16 protein-coding genes and 1 pseudogene are annotated in these 19,430 nt (G+C 48.0%); 13 read left to right on the top strand and 4 right to left on the bottom strand.

Annotated features, from left to right (window positions below; all coding sequences use genetic code 11):
- The first annotated feature begins 5 nt into the window (after positions 1-5).
- The 3 genes and pseudogenes from hemY to catA all read left to right on the top strand — a co-directional run.
- Positions 6-1,412, top strand: coding sequence for a protoporphyrinogen oxidase (gene hemY, locus ATH33_RS11070; RefSeq protein ID WP_037996079.1), 1,407 nt, complete (start codon positions 6-8; stop codon positions 1,410-1,412).
- A 21-nt stretch (positions 1,413-1,433) separates the two neighbouring features.
- Positions 1,434-2,192, top strand: coding sequence for a hydrogen peroxide-dependent heme synthase (gene hemQ / locus ATH33_RS11075; RefSeq protein WP_037996078.1), 759 nt, complete (start codon positions 1,434-1,436; stop codon positions 2,190-2,192).
- A gap of 200 nt (positions 2,193-2,392) precedes the next feature.
- A pseudogene (catA, locus tag ATH33_RS11080) lies at positions 2,393-3,087 on the top strand (type A chloramphenicol O-acetyltransferase); the annotation flags it as partial.
- A 26-nt stretch (positions 3,088-3,113) separates the two neighbouring features.
- Here the strand turns inward: catA and ATH33_RS11085 are convergent.
- Positions 3,114-3,617 (bottom strand): DinB family protein, encoded by a 504-nt coding sequence (locus ATH33_RS11085; protein WP_121874417.1) that lies wholly within the window; start codon positions 3,615-3,617, stop codon positions 3,114-3,116.
- Between the two features lie 110 nt (positions 3,618-3,727).
- On the opposite strand from ATH33_RS11085, the gene ATH33_RS11090 reads away from it, so the two are divergent.
- The 9 genes from ATH33_RS11090 (at position 3,728) to brnQ (ending at position 14,054) form a co-directional block, all read left to right on the top strand.
- Positions 3,728-4,678 carry a helix-turn-helix transcriptional regulator gene (locus ATH33_RS11090; RefSeq protein ID WP_121874418.1) on the top strand — a complete coding sequence of 317 codons (951 nt, stop codon included), beginning with the start codon at positions 3,728-3,730 and terminating at the stop codon, positions 4,676-4,678.
- Between the two features lie 136 nt (positions 4,679-4,814).
- On the top strand, positions 4,815-6,122 hold the full coding sequence (gene asnS, locus ATH33_RS11095) for an asparagine--tRNA ligase (RefSeq protein WP_037996111.1): 1,308 nt from the start codon (positions 4,815-4,817) through the stop codon (positions 6,120-6,122).
- Between the two features lie 110 nt (positions 6,123-6,232).
- Positions 6,233-6,958, top strand: a complete 726-nt coding sequence (locus ATH33_RS11100) for a DnaD domain-containing protein (RefSeq protein ID WP_037996068.1) — start codon at positions 6,233-6,235, stop codon at positions 6,956-6,958.
- A gap of 140 nt (positions 6,959-7,098) precedes the next feature.
- Positions 7,099-8,013, top strand: a complete 915-nt coding sequence (gene murQ, locus ATH33_RS11105; RefSeq protein WP_037996066.1) for an N-acetylmuramic acid 6-phosphate etherase — start codon at positions 7,099-7,101, stop codon at positions 8,011-8,013.
- A gap of 15 nt (positions 8,014-8,028) precedes the next feature.
- On the top strand, positions 8,029-8,880 hold the full coding sequence (locus ATH33_RS11110; RefSeq protein WP_049720165.1) for a MurR/RpiR family transcriptional regulator: 852 nt from the start codon (positions 8,029-8,031) through the stop codon (positions 8,878-8,880).
- Positions 8,881-8,899: 19 nt separating this feature from the next.
- On the top strand, positions 8,900-10,261 hold the full coding sequence (locus ATH33_RS11115; protein WP_049720164.1) for a PTS transporter subunit EIIC: 1,362 nt from the start codon (positions 8,900-8,902) through the stop codon (positions 10,259-10,261).
- A 123-nt stretch (positions 10,262-10,384) separates the two neighbouring features.
- Complete coding sequence (locus ATH33_RS11120) at positions 10,385-11,254, top strand: DUF421 domain-containing protein (RefSeq protein ID WP_037996062.1); 870 nt, start codon at positions 10,385-10,387, stop codon at positions 11,252-11,254.
- Positions 11,255-11,328: 74 nt separating this feature from the next.
- On the top strand, positions 11,329-12,492 hold the full coding sequence (locus ATH33_RS11125; protein WP_049720163.1) for an iron-containing alcohol dehydrogenase: 1,164 nt from the start codon (positions 11,329-11,331) through the stop codon (positions 12,490-12,492).
- A 254-nt stretch (positions 12,493-12,746) separates the two neighbouring features.
- Positions 12,747-14,054: a branched-chain amino acid transport system II carrier protein gene (gene brnQ / locus ATH33_RS11130; protein WP_049720162.1), complete on the top strand. Its 1,308-nt coding sequence runs from the start codon at positions 12,747-12,749 to the stop codon at positions 14,052-14,054.
- Positions 14,055-14,075: 21 nt separating this feature from the next.
- On the opposite strand, the gene ATH33_RS11135 is transcribed toward brnQ, so the two are convergent.
- The 3 genes from ATH33_RS11135 to ATH33_RS11145 all read right to left on the bottom strand — a co-directional run bounded on the left by ATH33_RS11135 (position 14,076) and on the right by ATH33_RS11145 (position 17,810).
- On the bottom strand, positions 14,076-15,461 hold the full coding sequence (locus tag ATH33_RS11135) for a UDP-N-acetylmuramoyl-tripeptide--D-alanyl-D-alanine ligase (protein ID WP_049720161.1): 1,386 nt from the start codon (positions 15,459-15,461) through the stop codon (positions 14,076-14,078).
- A 175-nt stretch (positions 15,462-15,636) separates the two neighbouring features.
- Positions 15,637-17,157: an MDR family MFS transporter gene (locus ATH33_RS11140; RefSeq protein WP_037996057.1), complete on the bottom strand. Its 1,521-nt coding sequence runs from the start codon at positions 17,155-17,157 to the stop codon at positions 15,637-15,639.
- 323 nt (positions 17,158-17,480) lie between these two features.
- Positions 17,481-17,810 carry a hypothetical protein gene (locus ATH33_RS11145; protein ID WP_037996056.1) on the bottom strand — a complete coding sequence of 110 codons (330 nt, stop codon included), beginning with the start codon at positions 17,808-17,810 and terminating at the stop codon, positions 17,481-17,483.
- A gap of 330 nt (positions 17,811-18,140) precedes the next feature.
- Here ATH33_RS11145 and ATH33_RS11150 point away from each other — a divergent pair, with 330 nt between their 5' ends.
- Entirely contained in the window at positions 18,141-19,319 is a 1,179-nt protein-coding gene (locus ATH33_RS11150) for a glycosyl hydrolase family 18 protein (protein ID WP_037996055.1), read from the top strand.
- Positions 19,320-19,430 lie beyond the last annotated feature (111 nt).

Below are 19,430 nucleotides of genomic sequence, written 5' to 3' on the forward strand. Positions count from 1 at the left end.
TTGTCATGAACGTGCAAACACCACATGTCGTCATAGCCGGAGCAGGGATGACCGGTTTGTCCGCGGCTTATTATTTACAAAAAACATTAAAAGAGAAGGGGCAAAAGTGGCAAATCACTTTGTTGGAAGCTTCCGGCCGTCTGGGCGGAAAAGTGAAAACGTTGGTCCGGGACGGCTTTGTCATGGAGCAGGGGCCCGACTCCTTTTTGGAGCGAAAGAAAAGCGCGTTCGAATTGGCCAAAGATTTGGGGCTCGAAGATCAATTGGTCCGGAATCAAACCGGACAAGCATATATCTTGCACAAGGATGAGTTGTTGCCGATTCCGGAAGGGGCAGTGATGGGAGTCCCGACCCGGATCATGCCGTTTGCCCTGACTCCTTTGGTGTCCCCGGCCGGCAAAGTCCGTGCCGCGGCCGACCTGGTTCTTCCCCGTTCCAATGTGGCGGAAGGAGCTGACCGGTCCGTGGGGTCGTTTTTCCGCCACCGCCTGGGAAGCGAAGTGGTGGACCGGATCATCGAACCTCTGCTATCGGGGATTTATGCAGGCGACATTGACCAGATGAGCTTGATGTCCACCTTCCCGCAATATGCTGAGATGGAGAAAAAATACCGCAGCATGATCCTGGGAATGAAATCGATGCGTCCGCCGAAAGCCAAATCCGACAAACCCAAAGGCGCGTTTCTCACGTTGAAAAACGGGCTTCAATCCATGGTCGAAGAATTGGAAGCACAATTGCAGGAAGTCCGGGTGATCAAAGGAGAACAATTGAAGCGGGTGGAAAAACAGGAGCAAAAGTACCGGTTGTATTTGGAGCAAGGAGAGCCCTTGGAAGCGGATGCGGTGATTTTGGCATTGCCGCATGAAGTGAACCGGGAAATGTTGGGGCAAGCCGACTTTTTGAAGCCGCTGAATGACCGGCCCACTTCAGTGGCGACGGTGCTGCTGGCTTTTTCGGAGGAAGAAGCCCCCAAAACCAAAGAAGGAACCGGCTTTTTGATTCCGCGTGTCGAGCCTTACACCATCACCGCCTGCACATGGACGCACAAAAAATGGCCGCACACCACCCCGCCGGGCAAAGCGTTGCTTCGTTGTTATGTGGGGCGTGCCGGCGATGAAGAGATCGTGTACAAGTCGGATGAGGAAATCGTTGAGGTGGTTCTCTCCGATCTGAAACGGATCACCGCCTTTCACGGAGAGCCCGAGTTCACTCATGTGACACGTTGGAAGAAGGCCATGCCGCAATTTGTCGTCGGTTTTCCGGATTGGTTGAAGCAATTAAAGGAACAGATGTCCGTCCATTATCCGGGAGTTTTCATGGCAGGATCCAGTTATGGTGCATCCGGGATTCCCGATTGCATCAGCCACGGAAAAAAAGCCGTTCAAGATGTGATAGAATATTTATCAGCTTGATCAGATGAGGAGTGAAAAAAGATGGCGCAAGCAGTGGAAACGTATGAAGGCTGGTATGCTTTTCATGATTTTCGCTCAATCGACTGGAATCAATGGAGATCACTCAGTGCCGGCGAAAGAGAAGAAGCCGTGCGCGAGCTGAAGGAAATCCTGAAGCAATATGAATCCGTTGAAGAAAATAAACAAGGAAGCTTTGCCTTATTTGCCATTTCCGGTACCAAAGCGGATTTGTTGTTTGTTCATTTCCGTCCCACGTTGGAAGAGTTGACCGAAGTCAAAAATCAATTTAACAAAACGCGTTTTGCGGGAGTCACCACCACCCCTTATTCCTATATTTCCGTTGTGGAACTTGGCGCTTACACCATTCCGCCCCATGTCGATCCGGAAACGGATCCGTCGGTGCAAAGACGCTTAAAACCGATGATGCCCAAATCCGGTTATGTCTGCTTCTATCCGATGAACAAAAAAAGAGACGGGGAAGACAACTGGTACATGCTCTCCATGGAAGACCGGAGAGAAATGATGAAAAGCCACGGCATGATCGGCCGTTCTTATGCCGGGAAAGTGCGGCAAATCATTACCGGTTCGGTCGGTTTCGATGATTGGGAATGGGGCGTCACCTTATTCGGCGAAGACCCGTTGCAATTCAAAAAGCTTGTCTACGAAATGCGTTTTGACGAAGCGAGCGCACGTTTCGGTGAATTTGGCCCGTTTTACGTGGGAAATTACTTGACACAGGAAGATTTGAACGCTTTGCTGTTGGAAGGTTTAAACGGATAAACCCGACCCGCTTGATCTTGTTATAAGGATGATGGACAAAGAGGTCCGTCATCCTTTTTTTGATGATGAAATGACTTCGGCCGCAATGGGTGGTTATGATAGAATAAAAAAGAATTTCTCTAAAAGGTGGTACGGATGAAGAAAGCAGACAAGTCCGCCTCCTGAATTTACACCCGATAAAAATTCAGGAGGCGGATTCAATGAACTTTCATAAAGTGAATTGGAATGAATGGGAAAGAAAAGAAACATTTCATCATTTTTTGAACCAACAAACGACATTCAGCATGACCACGGAAATAGATATCACTGCTTTGTATGCAAGGATCAAACAAAAGGGATTTAAATTTTACCCTGCGTTTCTTTACGTGGTGACCCGCGTGGTCAATTCACATCCTGCTTTCCGAATGGGTTACAACCATAAGCGGGAATTTGGCTGTTGGGATCAATTACATCCGCTGTACACGATTTTCGACCGGGAGTCGGAAATGTTTTCGGGCATTTGGACAATGGCAGAAGGTGATTTCAAAGCATTTTACCGTTTATACCTGACTGATGTGGAGCGATATGGCGGTTCGGGAAAATTGTTTCCCAAAACACCGATCCCGGAAAACGCTTTTTCTGTTTCGATGATTCCATGGACTTCCTTTACAGGGTTTAACTTGAATATCCATAATCAGCGGGATTATCTTCTGCCGATTGTCACGGCGGGAAAATGGATTCGTCACGGCCGTTCCATCCGCTTGCCGGTGGCATTGCAAGTTCATCATGTGGTATGTGATGGATATCATGCGGGGATGTTTATGAACGCCGTTCAGGAATGGGCGGATCACCCGGAGGAATGGCTTTGATCTTTTCCAAAAAACCGGCTGTACTTTTCACAGCCGGTTTTTTTCTCCTGAATCCCGGGCACACAGAAGAGTTTTACAGAGGGGGATTTTCCACGCCCAAACGGATCCAATCTTCTTTGGGCGGACCATAAACGCCAAAAGGTTTTAATCCGGCTTGCCGGATCAGAACCGTCAATTGGCCGCGATGATGGATTGTGTGTTTGATGAGTCCCATTAAAATTTGGGCATTGGTCTCTTCTCTTCCGAAAGCGATTTGCACTTCTTTTAATGTCTCGTCATTCCACTGCTGCAAAATGGCTTTGGCGGCATTGGCGCTTACGTTTTTAAAGGTTTCGGCGATTTCTTTGGCCGATGGCGGAACTTGATCGGCATTTTCCACTGGATCGATTTTCAAGCCGAATTCAGACAAATATTCCGGGATGCAGGTGGTTAAATGCCACGCGATTCTCCCCAGTGTGCGGCCTCCGGGATAAACTTGTTGTTTCAAGGAGGCATCGGTCAGCCCGTCCAACACGTTTTGTGTCAAGACGGCTTCTCTGTTCCATTCTTTGATGAAGTCTGAAACGGTTACGTACATCCAATCATTCCTCCATTGTTGATTGACTGCTGTTATTATTTATCTGCCAACCATGATATATTATGATGGTGACAACCCTTGTCACCGTTCCACAGAATTTGGAGGTTTTCATGTCCAAGGCGAGAAGATTGAATGAAATGATCATGATGGTGAACCGGAAAAAAAGATTTACCGTCCGGGAACTGGCACAGGAATTCGGGGTTTCCAAACGGACCATTTTGCGGGATTTGCAAGAGTTGAGTGCGATGGGGGTGCCGTTGTACTCCGAGACCGGGCCGAACGGAGGGTATCGGGTCTTAAAGGAGAGAGTGCTTCCTCCCATTGCTTTTACCGGGGAAGAAGTGATGGCCGTCTTTTTTGCCATTCACGCATTGAGGCATTATCTCTCACTTCCTTTTGATGTGGAGTATGAATCCGTCATCAAGAAGTTTTATTTAAATCTCTCCGGAGACCTGCGGGACACCATTGACAATCTGAAAGACCGGATGGACTTTGTCACTGTCCATCAACAAGAAGAGATCCCTTTTTTGAAACCACTGCTGAAAGCCGCGGTTCAACAGGAAGTGTTAAACATCCGGTATCAAACGGGTGAAAAAACCAGCTGTCGGAAAATTCAACCGATCGGGGTTTATGCAAGAGACGGAAAATGGTATTGCCCGGCTTATTGCTTTTTGAGAAAAGATTACCGGGTTTTCCGGTGTGACCGGATTCAATCGGTGGAACATGACGAAAACACAAAGCCGGTCGATTTATCGGGGATCCGTTTGAAAAATCGTTTTTCGCTGATGAACCGGAAGCGGGAAATGATGGAAATGGTTGTGGAGCTCACCCAAGACGGAACAGAAAAATTTCAACCGGTTCAGTGGCCGGATCTGTCGTTGGAAAAACGGGAAGATGGCTCAGGTTTGATCACCGGGAGAATCGCCAAAGACGATCTCCCTTTTTTCGCAGACTATTTTCTTAAATACGGCGAGCATGCCCTGGTCAAGAAGCCGCTTGCCTTAAAAAAGCTTCTGAAAGAAAGATTGGCAAAAACGCTTGAACAATACCGCCCGCTTTAGGTTCTTGCGGGCGTTGACGCCTGAGAGGACGGATGCAGCGAAGGGCACGTTGTGTGGAAAGAAGGGGTTGCTTGCTCTCACATTGACTCCTTAAAATAAGCGGATGTATAATAAAATTCAATGTGATTCTTATCGGATGGAGGGTACACAGGTGTTGACGACAATTAAAGAAATAGCCGGCCATGTGGGAAAAGAAGTCAAATTGGGCGGATGGCTTTACAATAAACGTTCGAGCGGAAAAATCCAATTTTTGCAGCTTCGGGACGGAACCGGATTCATTCAGGGGGTTCTGGTCAAAAGTCAAGTGGCTCCGGAAGTGTGGGACGCTGCCAAACAATTGACACAAGAAAGCTCATTGTACATATGGGGAACCGTACGGGAAGATGAACGGGCACCCGGCGGTTTTGAGTTGGATGTGACCAACCTCGAAGTGATTCAGGTGGCGGAAGAATACCCGATTGCGAAAAAGGAACACGGGGTGGATTTTTTGTTGGACCACCGCCATTTATGGATCCGTTCCCCCCGGCAACGTGCCATTTTGACCATTCGGGCTGAAATTATCAAAGCCTTGCAACAATACTTGAATGATGAAGGCTTTACATTGGTGGATCCACCGGTTTTGACGCCGTCTTCCTGCGAAGGAACCACCAACCTGTTTCACACCAAGTATTTCGATGAAGACGCCTACTTGACGCAAAGCGGCCAGTTGTACATGGAAGCCGCCGCGATGACGTTGCGAAAAGTTTATTCATTCGGCCCGACGTTCCGTGCGGAAAAATCCAAAACCAGACGCCATCTGATTGAATTTTGGATGATCGAGCCGGAAATGGCCTTTGTGGAACATGAAGAAAGCCTGAAAATCCAAGAGAATATGGTTGCCCATGTTGTCCGGCATGTGTTGGACAACTGCGAAGCGGAATTAAAAACATTGGGCCGGGATATCAGCCGCCTGGAAAAAGTGACGGCTCCGTTCCCGCGCATCACTTATGATGAAGCCGTGGAACTTCTTCACAAAGAAGGATTTTCCGATTTTGAATGGGGGGAAGACTTCGGGGCGCCCCATGAAACCAAAATCGCCGAAAGCTTTGAGAAACCGGTCTTTATCACACATTATCCGACAGAGATCAAGGCTTTCTATATGAAGCCCGATCCGAACCGGCCGGAAGTGGTTTTGTGTGCGGATTTGATTGCTCCCGAAGGCTATGGGGAAATCATTGGCGGAAGCCAGCGGATTGATGATCCGGAACTGATGCGCCAACGCTACGAAGAACATAATTTGCCGAAAGAAGCTTATCAGTGGTATATGGATTTGAGAAAATACGGTAGCGTCCCCCATTCCGGATTCGGCTTGGGATTGGAAAGAACGGTGGCCTGGATTTGCGGATTGGATCATGTCCGGGAAACCATCCCGTTCCCGCGGATGCTCAATCGGTTATATCCATAGAAAAGGATAAAGCATCGGTTTTTTCTGACCGGTGCTTTTATCCATTTTTCAAGTCTGTTTCACCAAAGTGGATCATGGTATAGTGGAGGATAAGAGAGGTGTGAAAGAGCATGGACCGGAAGGAAACGGTGCAAGCGGCAATGGTTCATCTCCTGAAACAAGGATTCGTGTCTTTGCCCGTTCTTTTGTTTACGGAGTATAAACGGCTCGGATTGACGGAAACCGAAGCCATGTTGCTGATTCATCTTTATATTTTTCAAGAAAAAGAAAACAAGACGTTCCCGACCGTGGCGGAATTGGAAGAGCGCATGAGCCTCAGCCAACATCAAATCGTGGACTTGATTCAGCGCCTGTTACATGGCGGATTTATAAGGATTGAAGAAGGTCACGAACACGGGATCCGGAGTGAAAGTTACGAGTTGACCCCGCTTTTTCAACAATTGGTCTCATCGTATCTGGATCATAAACAGAAGAAACCGGAATCGGACGGTGAAACATATCAGCAAATATTCCGCGTGTTTGAACTGGAATTCGGACGGGCCCTGTCTCCGATGGAATGCCAGATGTTGTCCCAATGGATTGATGAGGACGGCTATTCAAAGGAGATCATCGAAGCCGCTCTCCGGGAAGCCGTTTTTTGCGGGAAAGTGAATTTTCGTTATATTGACCGGATTTTGCTGGAATGGCATAAAAACAATGTGCGCACGGCGGATGAGGCGGCCGAGTATTCTCGCAAATTCAGGCAAAAAGGAAGCTTATACCAGACCAATGTGAAGGAAAAACCGGTTCTGAGCGAAAATGGTTTTTCTTTTTACAACTGGGTGAATCAAGAGTAGCGGAAGAAACCTTCTTCCGTTCTTTTTTTGCCCGGATGGCGAAATGGAATTTTATATGTAATTAATTTATATTGAAATAATATTTCACATCAGATATAATGAAAGCGCATTCAAGGAAGTCTTGATTTGGAGGGTATAACATGGAAGAAGAGCTGAGTCGTCTGACGACCGAGTCCCGAAATGAACGAAGCAAACAGATTGACAAAATGGATACGATAGAGATTTTAAGACTGATCAATGCTGAAGATCAAAAAGTTGCTCAAGCCGTCAAGGAGGTGATTCCGGACATTCAGGTGGCGGTGGAGTATGTTTGCAATTCTTTTTCCCGCGGAGGGCGTCTGATTTACATGGGAGCCGGAACCAGCGGACGGTTGGGGGTTCTCGATGCCGTTGAGTGCCCGCCCACCTTCAGCACGTCTCCGGAACAGGTTGTCGGTTTGATGGCGGGGGGCGAAAAAGCCTTTGTGAAAGCCGTTGAAGGGGCGGAAGATAACGAAAAACTGGGGGAAGAAGATTTAAAGGCGATTGGCTTGACGGAAAAGGACACAGTCATCGGCATCGCCGCCAGCGGAAGAACCCCGTATGTGATTGGAGCGCTCCGGTATGCGCGAAGCATCGGAGCCCACACGGTGGCCCTTTCCAGCAATTCCGGTGCACGTATCAGCCAGGTAGCTGGTCATGCCATTGAAGTCATTGTGGGTCCCGAGGTGTTGACGGGTTCGACCCGGATGAAAGCAGGAACGGCCCACAAAATGATTTTAAACATGATTTCCACCACTGCGATGATACGCATGGGAAAAGTGTACGAAAATCTGATGGTGGATGTCAAAATCAGCAATTACAAATTGCAGAAACGGGCCGTCAACATCATCCGCACCATTACCGGCTTGTCTGACCGGGAAGCGGAAGACTTGCTCCGGCGTGCCCAAAATGAAGTGAAAACGGCCATTGTGATGGATTTGTCTGAAACCGGCTACGAAGAAGCCAAAAGATTGCTTGAAAAGTCCAGAGGGCATGTCCGCAAAGCGATTGCGCTCGGGATTCGGTCCCGTTAACAGGAGGGGAGGAGGGTGTCTGCAGGAGGACTTCATCGTTTGCGTTTGATGTTGGATCAATTGACGGTTGCCGAGCGGAAAATCGCCGAATATATTTTGGCTCATCCACAGGAAGCGGTTCACGAGACAGCGGCCGGATTGGGGAAACGGACGGGCACAAGCGGAGCGACGGTGGTCCGTTTATGCAAGTCCCTGCAATTAAACGGATTTCAAGATTTAAAAATGCGAATCGCCGGCGATCTGGCCAAGCCCGAAGAGAGCGGCTACCGGGATATCAGGCCCGAAGAGCCGGCCGGGTTGATTTTGCAAAAGATGACCAGTAACAGTGTGCAAAGTTTGCGCGACACGGCCGAGGTTCTTGACTTGAAAGAGTTGGAAAGAGCGGTGGATGCTTTATTAAAGGCAAACCAAGTCCACTTTTTCGGAGTGGGGGCTTCCCACATCATCGCTTTGGATGCCAGGCAAAAGTGGCTTCGAATCAACAAAGGGGTGACTGCTTTCTCCGACTTGCATCTGGTTGCCACCCAAATTGCCAATGCCCGGCCCGAGGATGTGGTGTTTGCCATTTCATATTCGGGGGAGACCCCGGAAGTTGTGAGGATTTTGCGCTTGGCCAAAGAGTATGGAGTCAAAACCATCAGCTTGACCAAATATGGTTCGTCCACTGTGGCCGATCTTTCAGAAATCCGCTTGCATATCGCTCCTTCCGGTGAAGCCGTTTTTCGCAGCGGGGCGACTTCCTCCCGGATTGCGCAACTTCATGTGATTGATATTTTGTTTTTGGCGATGGCCGGAAAAGAGTATGATCAAACGGTTCGTTTGTTGGATAAAACCCGGAAAGCCACCCGGCGGCTGAAGGAAATTTAACCCAGGAAGGAGAATTGGGATGGGAAAAGACAACAGCGTGCTTGCGCAAGAGATTTTGCAGCATTTGGGGGGAGCCTCCAATATCGCTTCTTACACCCACTGCATGACGCGGCTTCGCGTCAAACCCAAAAATGAAAGCCTTGTCAATAAAGAGGCATTGAAGGAAATCGAAGGCGTCATCGGTGTGGTGGAGGAAGAAACGCTGCAAATTATATTGGGGCCCGGCAAAGTGGCCAAGGTATACGAGGAATTCAAAATATTAATGAAAAACACGGGCGAATGGGATTTAAACGAACAAGCGAAGCAAAAAAGGGAAGAAATCAAGGAGAAAAACAAAACGCCGTTTAAGCTGTTTTTAAGAAGAATCGCCAACATTTTCATCCCCTTGATTCCGGCTCTGGTGGCTTCAGGGCTCATTACGGGGGTTACGAAAAGTGTGGTGCAGGCCGGTTGGATTGCGGAAACTTCCATGATCGCAACCGTCTTGACCGTGATGGGATCCGGCCTGTTTTCATTCCTGGGGATTTTGGTCGGGTTAAATGCCGCCAAAGAGTTCGGAGGTTCCCCGGCTTTGGGCGCGTTAGCCGGCATTTTGGTGATCAACCCCGAAATTGCAAACATCAGTTTGTTCGGAGAAGAATTGGTGCCGGGGCGCGGCGGTCTGATCGGTGTCATGTTTGCGGCCATTTTTATCGCTTTTTTGGAACAACGGATCCGCCGCCTCGTCCCGCAAGCGCTGGATATCATTGTTACACCGACACTGGCCTTGCTGATTACCGGAATCATCACCTATGTGGTCTTTATGCCGATTGGCGGTATGATTTCCGACGGAATTACCAAAGGCTTGCTGGCCATCTTGGATACCGGCGGAGTGATTGCCGGATTTGTGTTGGGAGCCACCTTCCTCCCGTTGGTGGTTACCGGTTTACACCAAGGCTTGACACCGGTTCATCTGGAACTGATCCAATCCATCGGCAACGACCCGTTGCTCCCCATTCTGGCCATGGGAGGCGCGGGGCAAGTCGGGGCGGCCTTTGCCATCTATGTGAAAACAAAGAAGAAAAGGTTGAAAAGGGCAATTGGCGGGGCTCTTCCGGCCGGCTTGCTCGGCATCGGGGAACCGCTTATTTTCGGGGTGACCTTGCCTTTGGGAAGGCCCTTTTTGACAGCATGTCTGGGAGCAGGCGTGGGCGGAGCTTTTCAAGCCGTGTTTAAAGTGGCCACCATTGCCATCGGGGTTTCCGGCCTGCCGCTCACCTTTTTGGTGCTGCCCGGCCAAATCCTTTTGTATATAACCGGATTGGTATTATCTTATGCGGCAGGGTTTTTGTTCACCTATTGGTTTGGTTTCCGCGATGAAATGGCCGGCGGATTTGAATGATCCCGTCAAAAATACAGCTCCGAAGCGGGCTGTATTTTTTCTTGCCATCGGTTGCTGTATAGATTGCATCTTCCTTTCGGATACTAAACAGGACAATCAAGAATTTGCGGAGGAAGATTTCAAATGAGCTGGTATTTGGTTGTGGTCAAAACTTTTTTTACGGTTGTGGTCCTTTTGGTGCTTACGAGATTGATCGGAAAAAGACAAGTTTCCCAACTTTCCCTGTTTGAATACATCACGGGTATCACCTTGGGAAGCATCGCGGCATATATTCCGTTGGAATCGGAACCGAACTCATGGTATTTGGGGGCGCTTTCCCTGTTGGTGTGGTTGATCATGGCACTCGGCATCGAATATTTGGGGATCAAAAGCCAAAAAATAAGAAAGTGGATTGTCGGGACGGAAACGGTGTTGATCAAACAGGGAAAGGTGTTGGAGGAAAATTTAAAGAAAGAGCGGATGACGGCGATTGAATTGATGAGCAAATTGCGGGCGAAAAATATTTTCAACTTGTCGGAAGTGGAGTTTGCCATCATTGAGCCGGACGGATCGGTCAATGTGATGCTGAAAAAAGAGCATCAACCGCTTACGGCCAACATGCTTCATCTTCCTGTGGATCATGAACGGGAACCCGAAATGGTCGTTATCGACGGCCGGATTGAAAAAGAAGTGTTGTCGAGCATCGGGAAAAACGAAAAATGGTTATTGAAAGAACTGGAAAAACAAGGGTTGAAACTGGAAGATGTGTTTTTGGCCCAGGTGGATTCGTCCGGGAAATTGTGGACCGACCTTTATCAAGACCGGTCTTCTTCCCGTCCCCGGCCCCACTGGCGGGCAAACCTCATACAGGCATTGGAAAAATGTGAAGCCGAGTTAAAAAAGTCGGGACAATTGGCCGGGGATCCGGATGAAAAACAAATGTACCTGAACACCGCCCGCAATCTCAAGGAGATCACCAAAGACATCCAGTCCCGTTTCTTATCGCCATCATGAGAATCATTGCATTTTCTGTTGGATTTCTATTATTATTTTTACAGGCCCATTTATAAAAAAAGAGGTGCAAACCATTGGAACAATTTACATTTTATAACCCAACCCAAGTGTTCTTTGGCAAAGGCACTTTGTCAGCGATCAAAGAACAAATCCCCCGTTACGGCAAAAAAGTATTGTTGGTTTACGGGGGCGGAAGCATTAAAAGAAACGGGATCTATGATCAGATCATGAAATATTTGCAAGAGATCGGGGCAGAAGTCCTGGAATTGTCCGGGGTAGAACCCAATCCGCGCCTGTCCACGGTACATAAAGGCGTGGAAATGTGCAAGAAAGAAAAGGTGGACTTTTTATTGGCGGCCGGTGGCGGCAGTGTGATTGACGCCACCAAAGCCATTTCTGCCGGAGCCAAATTTGACGGGGATGTGTGGGACATCATCACCAAAAAAGCCGTTCCCAAAGATGCCCTGCCGTTTGGAACGGTTTTGACCTTGTCGGCGACCGGTTCGGAAATGAACAGCGGTTCGGTGATCACCAATTGGGAAACCCAGGAAAAGCTCGGCTGGGGACATCCGTTGGTCTTTCCGAAGTTTTCGGTTCTCGATCCGGTTCATACCTTTACGGTTCCCAAAGATCAAACCGTTTACGGAATTGTGGACATGATGTCCCATGCGCTGGAACATTATTTCAGTCCTGCCCCCAACGTTCCTTACAACGAACGAATGGTGGAAGGATTGCTGTCAACGGTTATCGAGACGGCACCCAAGCTGCTTGAGGACCTGGAAAATTATGAAGCCAGAGAGACGATCATGTTTTGTGGAATGATGGCATTAAACGGAGTCGTAAACCAGGGGATGCGAGGCGATTGGGGAACGCATGGAATCGAGCATGCTGTTTCCGCCGTTTATGATATCCCGCATGGCGGAGGTTTGGCAATTTTATTCCCCAACTGGATCCGGTATAATCTGGATGTGACCGAAGCCAAAATGAAGCAATTGGCGATTCGTGTGTTCGGTGTGGATCCCGAAGGAAAATCGGACCGTGAAATCGCTGAAGAAGGAATTGACCGGCTGCGGGAATTCTGGAGTTCCATCGGAGCCCCCAGCCGTCTGGCTGATTACGGAATCGATGATTCCAAACTGGAACTGATGGCAGAAAAAGCGGTGGCTCACGGTTCGTTGGGGCGGATGAAAAAATTAACCAAAGAAGATGTTTATGAGATTTATAAAATGTCATTATAAGGGCAAAGGCCGGACAAAACCGGCCTTTGTCAAAGCATGTTTTGTAAGCGCTTTAGCACAGGGAGTGTGATTTTAAGTTTTGCTAAAAAATGGTTTGTTGACAGCTGGGAATAAAAGTTTTTATAATGCATTGTACTGTTAAATTATAATCTATAAATAATAAATATACTGAAAATGCACAGAAGAAAAAAAGTTTGCCTGTGCATTTCAAAATACGGCAATGGTTGCAACAGAACAAAAAGGAGACATCTTCAATGCTTAAGAACACCAAATTACTCACAATCGGTTTGATGTTGTTTTCATTATTTTTTGGCGCCGGAAATTTAATTTTTCCGCCGTTGTTGGGACAAGGGGCTGGAGACCAGTTCTTCACGGCGATGCTTGGTTTTGCGGTCACAGGAATCGGCCTTCCATTGTTGGCCGTGATCGCAGTCGGTTTGTCTGACGGCGGTCTGCAAGCGATCGGAAGCCGCGTCCATCCGGTTTTTGGCCTGATTTTAAGTTTGGTTGTATATTTGTCCATTGGTCCTTTCTTTGGAATTCCCCGGACCGGAACGGTTTCTTTTGAAATGGGCTTGTCTTTCCTGCCGGATGCCATCCGGGAAGCGGTATGGGCTTTGCCTGTTTTTACAATTATTTATTTTCTGATTACATTGTTGATCAGTTTGAACCCTTCCAAAGTCATTGATCGTGTCGGAAAGATCCTGACCCCGGTCTTGTTGACATTGATTGTCGTGCTCTTTCTCCAAAGCTTGTTTCACCCGGTTGGAGATTTGGGAACCCCGACGGATGTTTATGCGCAATTTCCTTTTTTCCAGGGGTTTCTTGACGGCTATTTAACCTTGGATGCGCTGAGTGCATTGGTGTTTGGGGGAATGGTGGTGGCAGCCATTCGCGATGACGGAATCCGTGACCGGAAGAAGGTGGCCGCCACGACATTGAAAGCCGGTTTGATAGCGGTTACTTGTCTGGCTTTTGTGTATTTTTCACTGGCTTATATGGGAGCCACCAGCCAGCAGTTGGGAATGATGGATAACGGTGGTGAAATTTTAACGGCGATTGCTTTTGAACTTTTTGGCCCATACGGTTCCGTCCTCCTGGGGGTCGTTGTTTTGCTCGCTTGTTTGACGACTTCGGTCGGGCTTTCGACATCCTGTGCGCAATTTTTAAACCGGGTTTTCCCGAAACTGTCCTATAAAAAATGGTTGTTGGTTGTAACCGTATTCAGTGCCTTTGTTGCCAATGTCGGATTAACCCAGTTGATTGCGATTTCCGTGCCGGTTCTCAGCATGATTTATCCGGCGGTGATTGTCTTGATCTTGTTGTCTTTCCTGCACTCATTCTTTCATGGTTATCGTGCGGTGTATGCCGGAGGAATTGCAGGCGCCTTTATCATCAGTGTTTTGGATACGCTTACCGGTACATTCGGATTCGATTTTTCATGGCTTGTGGTTTTGCCGCTTTATGACCAGGGAATCGGCTGGCTGGTGCCGGCTGTGATCGGAAGCTTGCTGGGATATGTCATTGGAAAAGCATCCGAAAAAAAAGCTGCCCTTACGTAAGGAAAGGGCGGCTTTTTGCCGTTACAGCCTTTTTAATTGCTTGACGAGCTTTTCGAAATGGAGGGAACGGGAGGCTTTAAAATAGATGACTGCATTTTTCGGGGTTTTTGCCAAGTGGTGCAATGCTTGCCGGAAATCTTTACAAATCAGTACCCTTTTGCGGCTCATTCCATTGGCGATGGCAGATTGGGCAATGATTGCCCCGCGTTTGCCCAAGGTGATGAGTTGCGTCAACCCCAAGCGCGCCGCATATTTCCCTGATTGCATGTGAGCTTGATGCGAATATTCCCCGAGCTCCAGCATGTCGCCTAATACGGCAATCTTGGGGCGGGATCCGCTGACATTTTTCAGGACGTCCAATCCGGCTTTCAGTGCTGTGGGATTGGCGTTCCAAGCATCATTGATCAGGATGCGCCCGGATTTTGTGCGAATGAATTCCAAGCGCATTTTCGGCGCTTTAAAGGTGGCGAGCCCTTTTTGAATTTCCGGAATCGTGGCTCCATAAGCCCAGGCAACCCCGATGGCGGTCAGGGCGTTATAAACATTGTGTGTGCCGAAGACAGGGATCCGGACGGGGAACTGGCGTCCCTGAAGCACGGCGTCAAAGACCATCCCGTTTCGGGTGTAACGGATGTTTTTCCCCCGGATGTGGGCCGGATTGCGGATGCCGAAGGTAAGGATTTTTCCCTGGAATCGGTTGGTTTTCAGTTTTCTTGACCGCGGGTCGTCCGCATTTAAGATCAAGGTTCCGTTTTTGCGGACACCATCCACCATTTCCTGTTTGGCTTTTACGATGAGATGAAGTCCGCCCAAGCTGCCCGCATGCGCTTCTCCGACATTGGTGACGGCACCGATCTCGGGCCGGACGATTTGGCATTGTTTGCGGATGTTATTGAGCGATTTCATTCCCATTTCCAAGAGGAGCAATTTTTCTTTGCCGGTTAACCGGGTCAGATATGTTGGCAAAAAAGAAAAAGTGTTCAGGTTGCGATGGGTTTTCACCATCGGTGCACGATATTTCAAAATGGAAGCCACCATTTCGGTCGTGGTCGTTTTGCCCGCACTTCCCGTGATGCCGATCACTCTGGCCGGGCATTGTTTCCAGTTCCAAAGACCGGCTTTAAAAAAAGCCTGATAAGCATCTTTCACCCGGATGATCGAAGTGCCCGGCGGGATTCCCCGGGCAAAAAGGTGAGCGGGGAGCACGACGGCGAGCGGGCGGATCCGTTGAATGGCCGGCAGTTGCTTTTCGTGCCACCGAATTTTGCGGGTGTAAAAGTAGACTTGGTGCGGTTTCAATTGTTTTGGATTTCCGAAATTGAGGGACTGGACGATTTTGGACGGGGAACCTGCAGTCAATCTTCCGCCCATGATTTGGGCCAGTTTGTTTAATTGGATTGCTTTCATGTATATATCCTCCCATGGCGAGACGATCTCATGGATCCATGTGTGATTATCCTATTCAGGAGGCAATAAACCGGCTTGGATGAAAGCCCATAAAAAGAAACCGGTCATTTTTGCCGCATATTTTGAGGACAAAAAAAGCAGTGCCTTTTTCACGGCACTGCTTTTTGAAGATAAGTTATTCATTGGTGGAGACGACAGGCTTTTTGCTCATCTTCACCCGGGTGTCGCCCATGAACAGAATGGCTATGGCTGCCAGCACGATTGGGATCAAAGCCAGGGCAAAGATATGGGTGATCGATGAAGACATGGCGTCCACGATTTTATCCAGAATGAAATCGGGAATCGCGGCGCGGGCACCAGGCTCAAAGAGCCCTTGCGGGTCGTTGAGGTCAAAGGATGGCCCGTGTCCTCCCTGCATCCCGCCAAAATCCAATTGATCGGTAAAAAAGCGGTTTTGCAGGGAGCCGAATAAGGTGATCCCGATGGTCATGCCAAGAGAGCGGAAGAATGAATTGGTTGAATTTGCCGAACCGCGGTGTTTGGCATCCATGTTGTGCACTGATGCAATGGGCAACAACGAAAAAGAAAATCCGACCCCAAATCCGGCGATGACCATGTAGATGGTGACCAGCCAACGTGCCGTTTCGGGCGTCATGGTACTGAGCAAGGTCATTCCGGCGGCATAAGCAATGATCGAGAGGATCATCAAATTACGATAACTGGTCTTGGTTTGGAAGATGCCGCCGATCGCGCTTCCGACAACCGACCCGAGCATCATCGGGGTCAGGATCAGTCCCGCATTGGTGGCGGACCCGCCGTACACCGCTTGCACAAAGATCGGGATATATACGGTCAACACGACAAAAGTGGCGCCATATAAGAAAACGGCGATTTGGCTGGCGGCAAATAACCGGCGCTTAAACATCCAGAAGGAAATAATCGGTTCTTTTGCTTTGGTTTCAACGTACAAGAACGCAAGAAAAAAGACCGCAAAGATGACAAATAAACTGATGATGGGAAGTGAATTCCAAGCATACTCTTTGCCTCCCAGTTCGAGGGCAAACATGAGGCTGACGACGGCAGTCACCAGGGTGACGGCTCCCCACCAGTCGATTGCTTGTTTTTCATGCTTATTCGACTCTTTGTAAGCCGTGAGAATCAGAACAAGGGAAATGATCCCGATGGGTAAATTGACATAAAAAATCCAATGCCAGCTGATGTAATCGGTAATATAAGCACCGAGCAGGGGACCGGCGACACTGGATGAACCAAAAACCGCCCCGAGCAATCCGGTCATTTTCCCTCTTTGTTCCGGTGGAAAGATGTCAAAAACAATGGTAAAGGCAATGGGCATCAAGGCTCCGCCGCCGATTCCCTGGATGGCCCGGTAAATGCTTAACTGGACAATGCTTTGTGCGGTTCCGCAAAGTGCCGAACCGATCAAGAAGATGGTAAGACCGAAGATAAAGAAACGTTTTCGCCCGTACATGTCCGACAGTTTTCCGAAGATGGGCATTCCGGCCATATATGTGACCATGTAGGCGGAGGTGACCCAAACGAATTGGTCCAATCCCCCCAATTCCCCGACGATCGTCCCCATGGCTGTCGCAACAATGGTATTGTCCATGGCCGACATGAAGATCGCCAGCAATAAAGATGCGACGACAAGTTGAAAGTTGCTTTTTTTTGAGTCCATGATGTTCCTCCTTTGTTGTGGATCACAACAACATTATAATCCCAACCGGTTATTTAATATAAGTAATATTTAACATACGAAATAATGATGAAAATTTCTGTCAAAAACAAAGGTTTTGCGTCGGACAGATTGGTTTTATTAAAAATAAAAAGGTTACCAACTATTTTTAACAGATGGTAACCTTTTTATAATAATTATGACAATTCTAAATTATGTATTTAAACAGCAGGGGGCTCGCCGCAACAAAGTTTGTGGGACCGCATATTTTCACCTCACTTGATCTTTTTCTATTACTTTATTTGCGATGTATATTTAAAATCCTGCTAATCTGATAAATTTTTTAAGCTGATTTCTCCGCGGATTCGCAAAATCGCTTCAGTCAGACCGTGGTAGGATGCGGATTTTTCGTTGAGCAATTCCGATAACCCGCACTTTTCCGCGCATTTTTTGCAGACTTTGACCCCGTCTTCAAAAAGCCCCTCGGGATCTTCAACGATGCGTATATGTAAACGGTGTGTTTTTTTGTAACAAAGAGAGCAGTTGTCCATCACTTCAGTCAGATGGGGTTGAGGAGCATAATTTAATAATTTTTGCAAAATCTTTTCTTCTTTATCCGCAATGGATTGGATTTTTGCTTTCCATTGTGAATTCACGGTCCATCTCCCTTCTTGAATCAGAAATCTTCATTCAAAATTCTATCGCTTTCGTCACTATTATACAACCGATTTTAACCAAATTTTTTAAAAAAACCGGGTTCTTTACCCGGCGAGATATTTGGTGTTTTTAAATTTATTTTTGAGATGTTTTTTCTTTAATATTTTTGGCAGGGTCCGCTTTCAAAAAAATCTCTTCATCGGCCGGCGCCGGTGGCATCGGATGTTCATTCATGATGACAATGACATCATGTCGGAGAATGTTTTTATGAAGGCGAAAGAATGCATGAGAAAAGAAAACGGAGGGATATTATAGACAGGGTGATTCAAATGAAAAAAATTTTTATTGTGATGTTTTCTGCACTGATTGCGTTGACGGGATGTGCCAAAAACCAAGGAAGTCCGGAGCATGATGCCACTCCCCGGCAAGTGGTGGACCAAAACGGTCAGCCCGGGAATGAGCCCATTTCAAGCCGGGGAAGGGTCTTGCCGGATGAAAGAGGAGAAAATGAGCTGAATCTGAAAGGAAAAACCAAACGCATCGAAAGTATTGGCTTTTTGGAAGCCACTTCCCCGGATCAGGCGGTGGAGGATGCATTGGAAGCGGTCCGCGATTTAACCTACGTAGCCTTTTTCAGCTACCAGGTTCGACCGGATGGGAGTTTAATCCCCCTGAAGGATGAAAAACCGCTTCGGGCCATTCAAAACAAGGCCGTTCCGATGCTGGTGCTGACCAATTTTGCTGACGGAAATTTCCAACCCGATTTGGCTCATCAAATTTTTACAAACCGGCAATCCCTCAACCGGTTGATGAATCAAGTCGAACAGGTGATGAAGGAAAAAGGGTACAAGGCGATCAACATCGATTTTGAACACATTTACGAAAAAGATCGTGAGCTGTACCACGGTTTTTTGGAAACCTTTATACCCCGGATGAAAAAACACGGATATGTGGTATCGACTGCCTTGGCTCCCAAAAGCAGTGACGAACAGGCCGGAGCTTGGCATGGGGCGCATGATTATGCGTTTCACGGGAAGATTGCCGACTTTGTGATCTTAATGACGTATGAGTGGGGATGGACCGGCGGACCTCCGATGGCTGTGGCTCCACTTCCCCAGGTTCGGAAAGTGGTGGATTATGCTGTCCAAAAAATTCCCCCGGAAAAAATTGTGATGGGAGCACCGCTCTACGGTTATGACTGGACGCTCCCCTATAAAAAAGGAGGCCCCCCGGCGAAACGGATTGCTCCGCATGAAGCCGAAACATTTGCCAAAAAACGAGGGTTGAAGGTGGAGTATAACAACCGGGATGAAGCTCCTTACTTTTACTACCGGGATGAACAAGGGAAAAAGCATGTGATTTGGTATGAAAATGAACAAAGCATGCAGGCGAAGTATAATCTGATTAAAGAATACGGTCTCCGGGGTGTCAGCTATTGGGTGTTGGGTGAAGATTTCCCGGAGAACTGGAAGCTTCTGCGCCAAAATTTCAAGATCAACAAATACTGATGTGAACGCTCCGTGAAAGCAGCCTGGATGGGAAATCCGGGCTGCTTGTTGCTTCCCGGGAGTTTGAAAATTTGTCAAAGGGATGGTTCCTTGACAAGAATCAGATCTGAC

The organism is Thermoactinomyces vulgaris, assembly GCF_003688725.1.
Taxonomy (GTDB): domain Bacteria; phylum Bacillota; class Bacilli; order Thermoactinomycetales; family Thermoactinomycetaceae; genus Thermoactinomyces; species Thermoactinomyces vulgaris.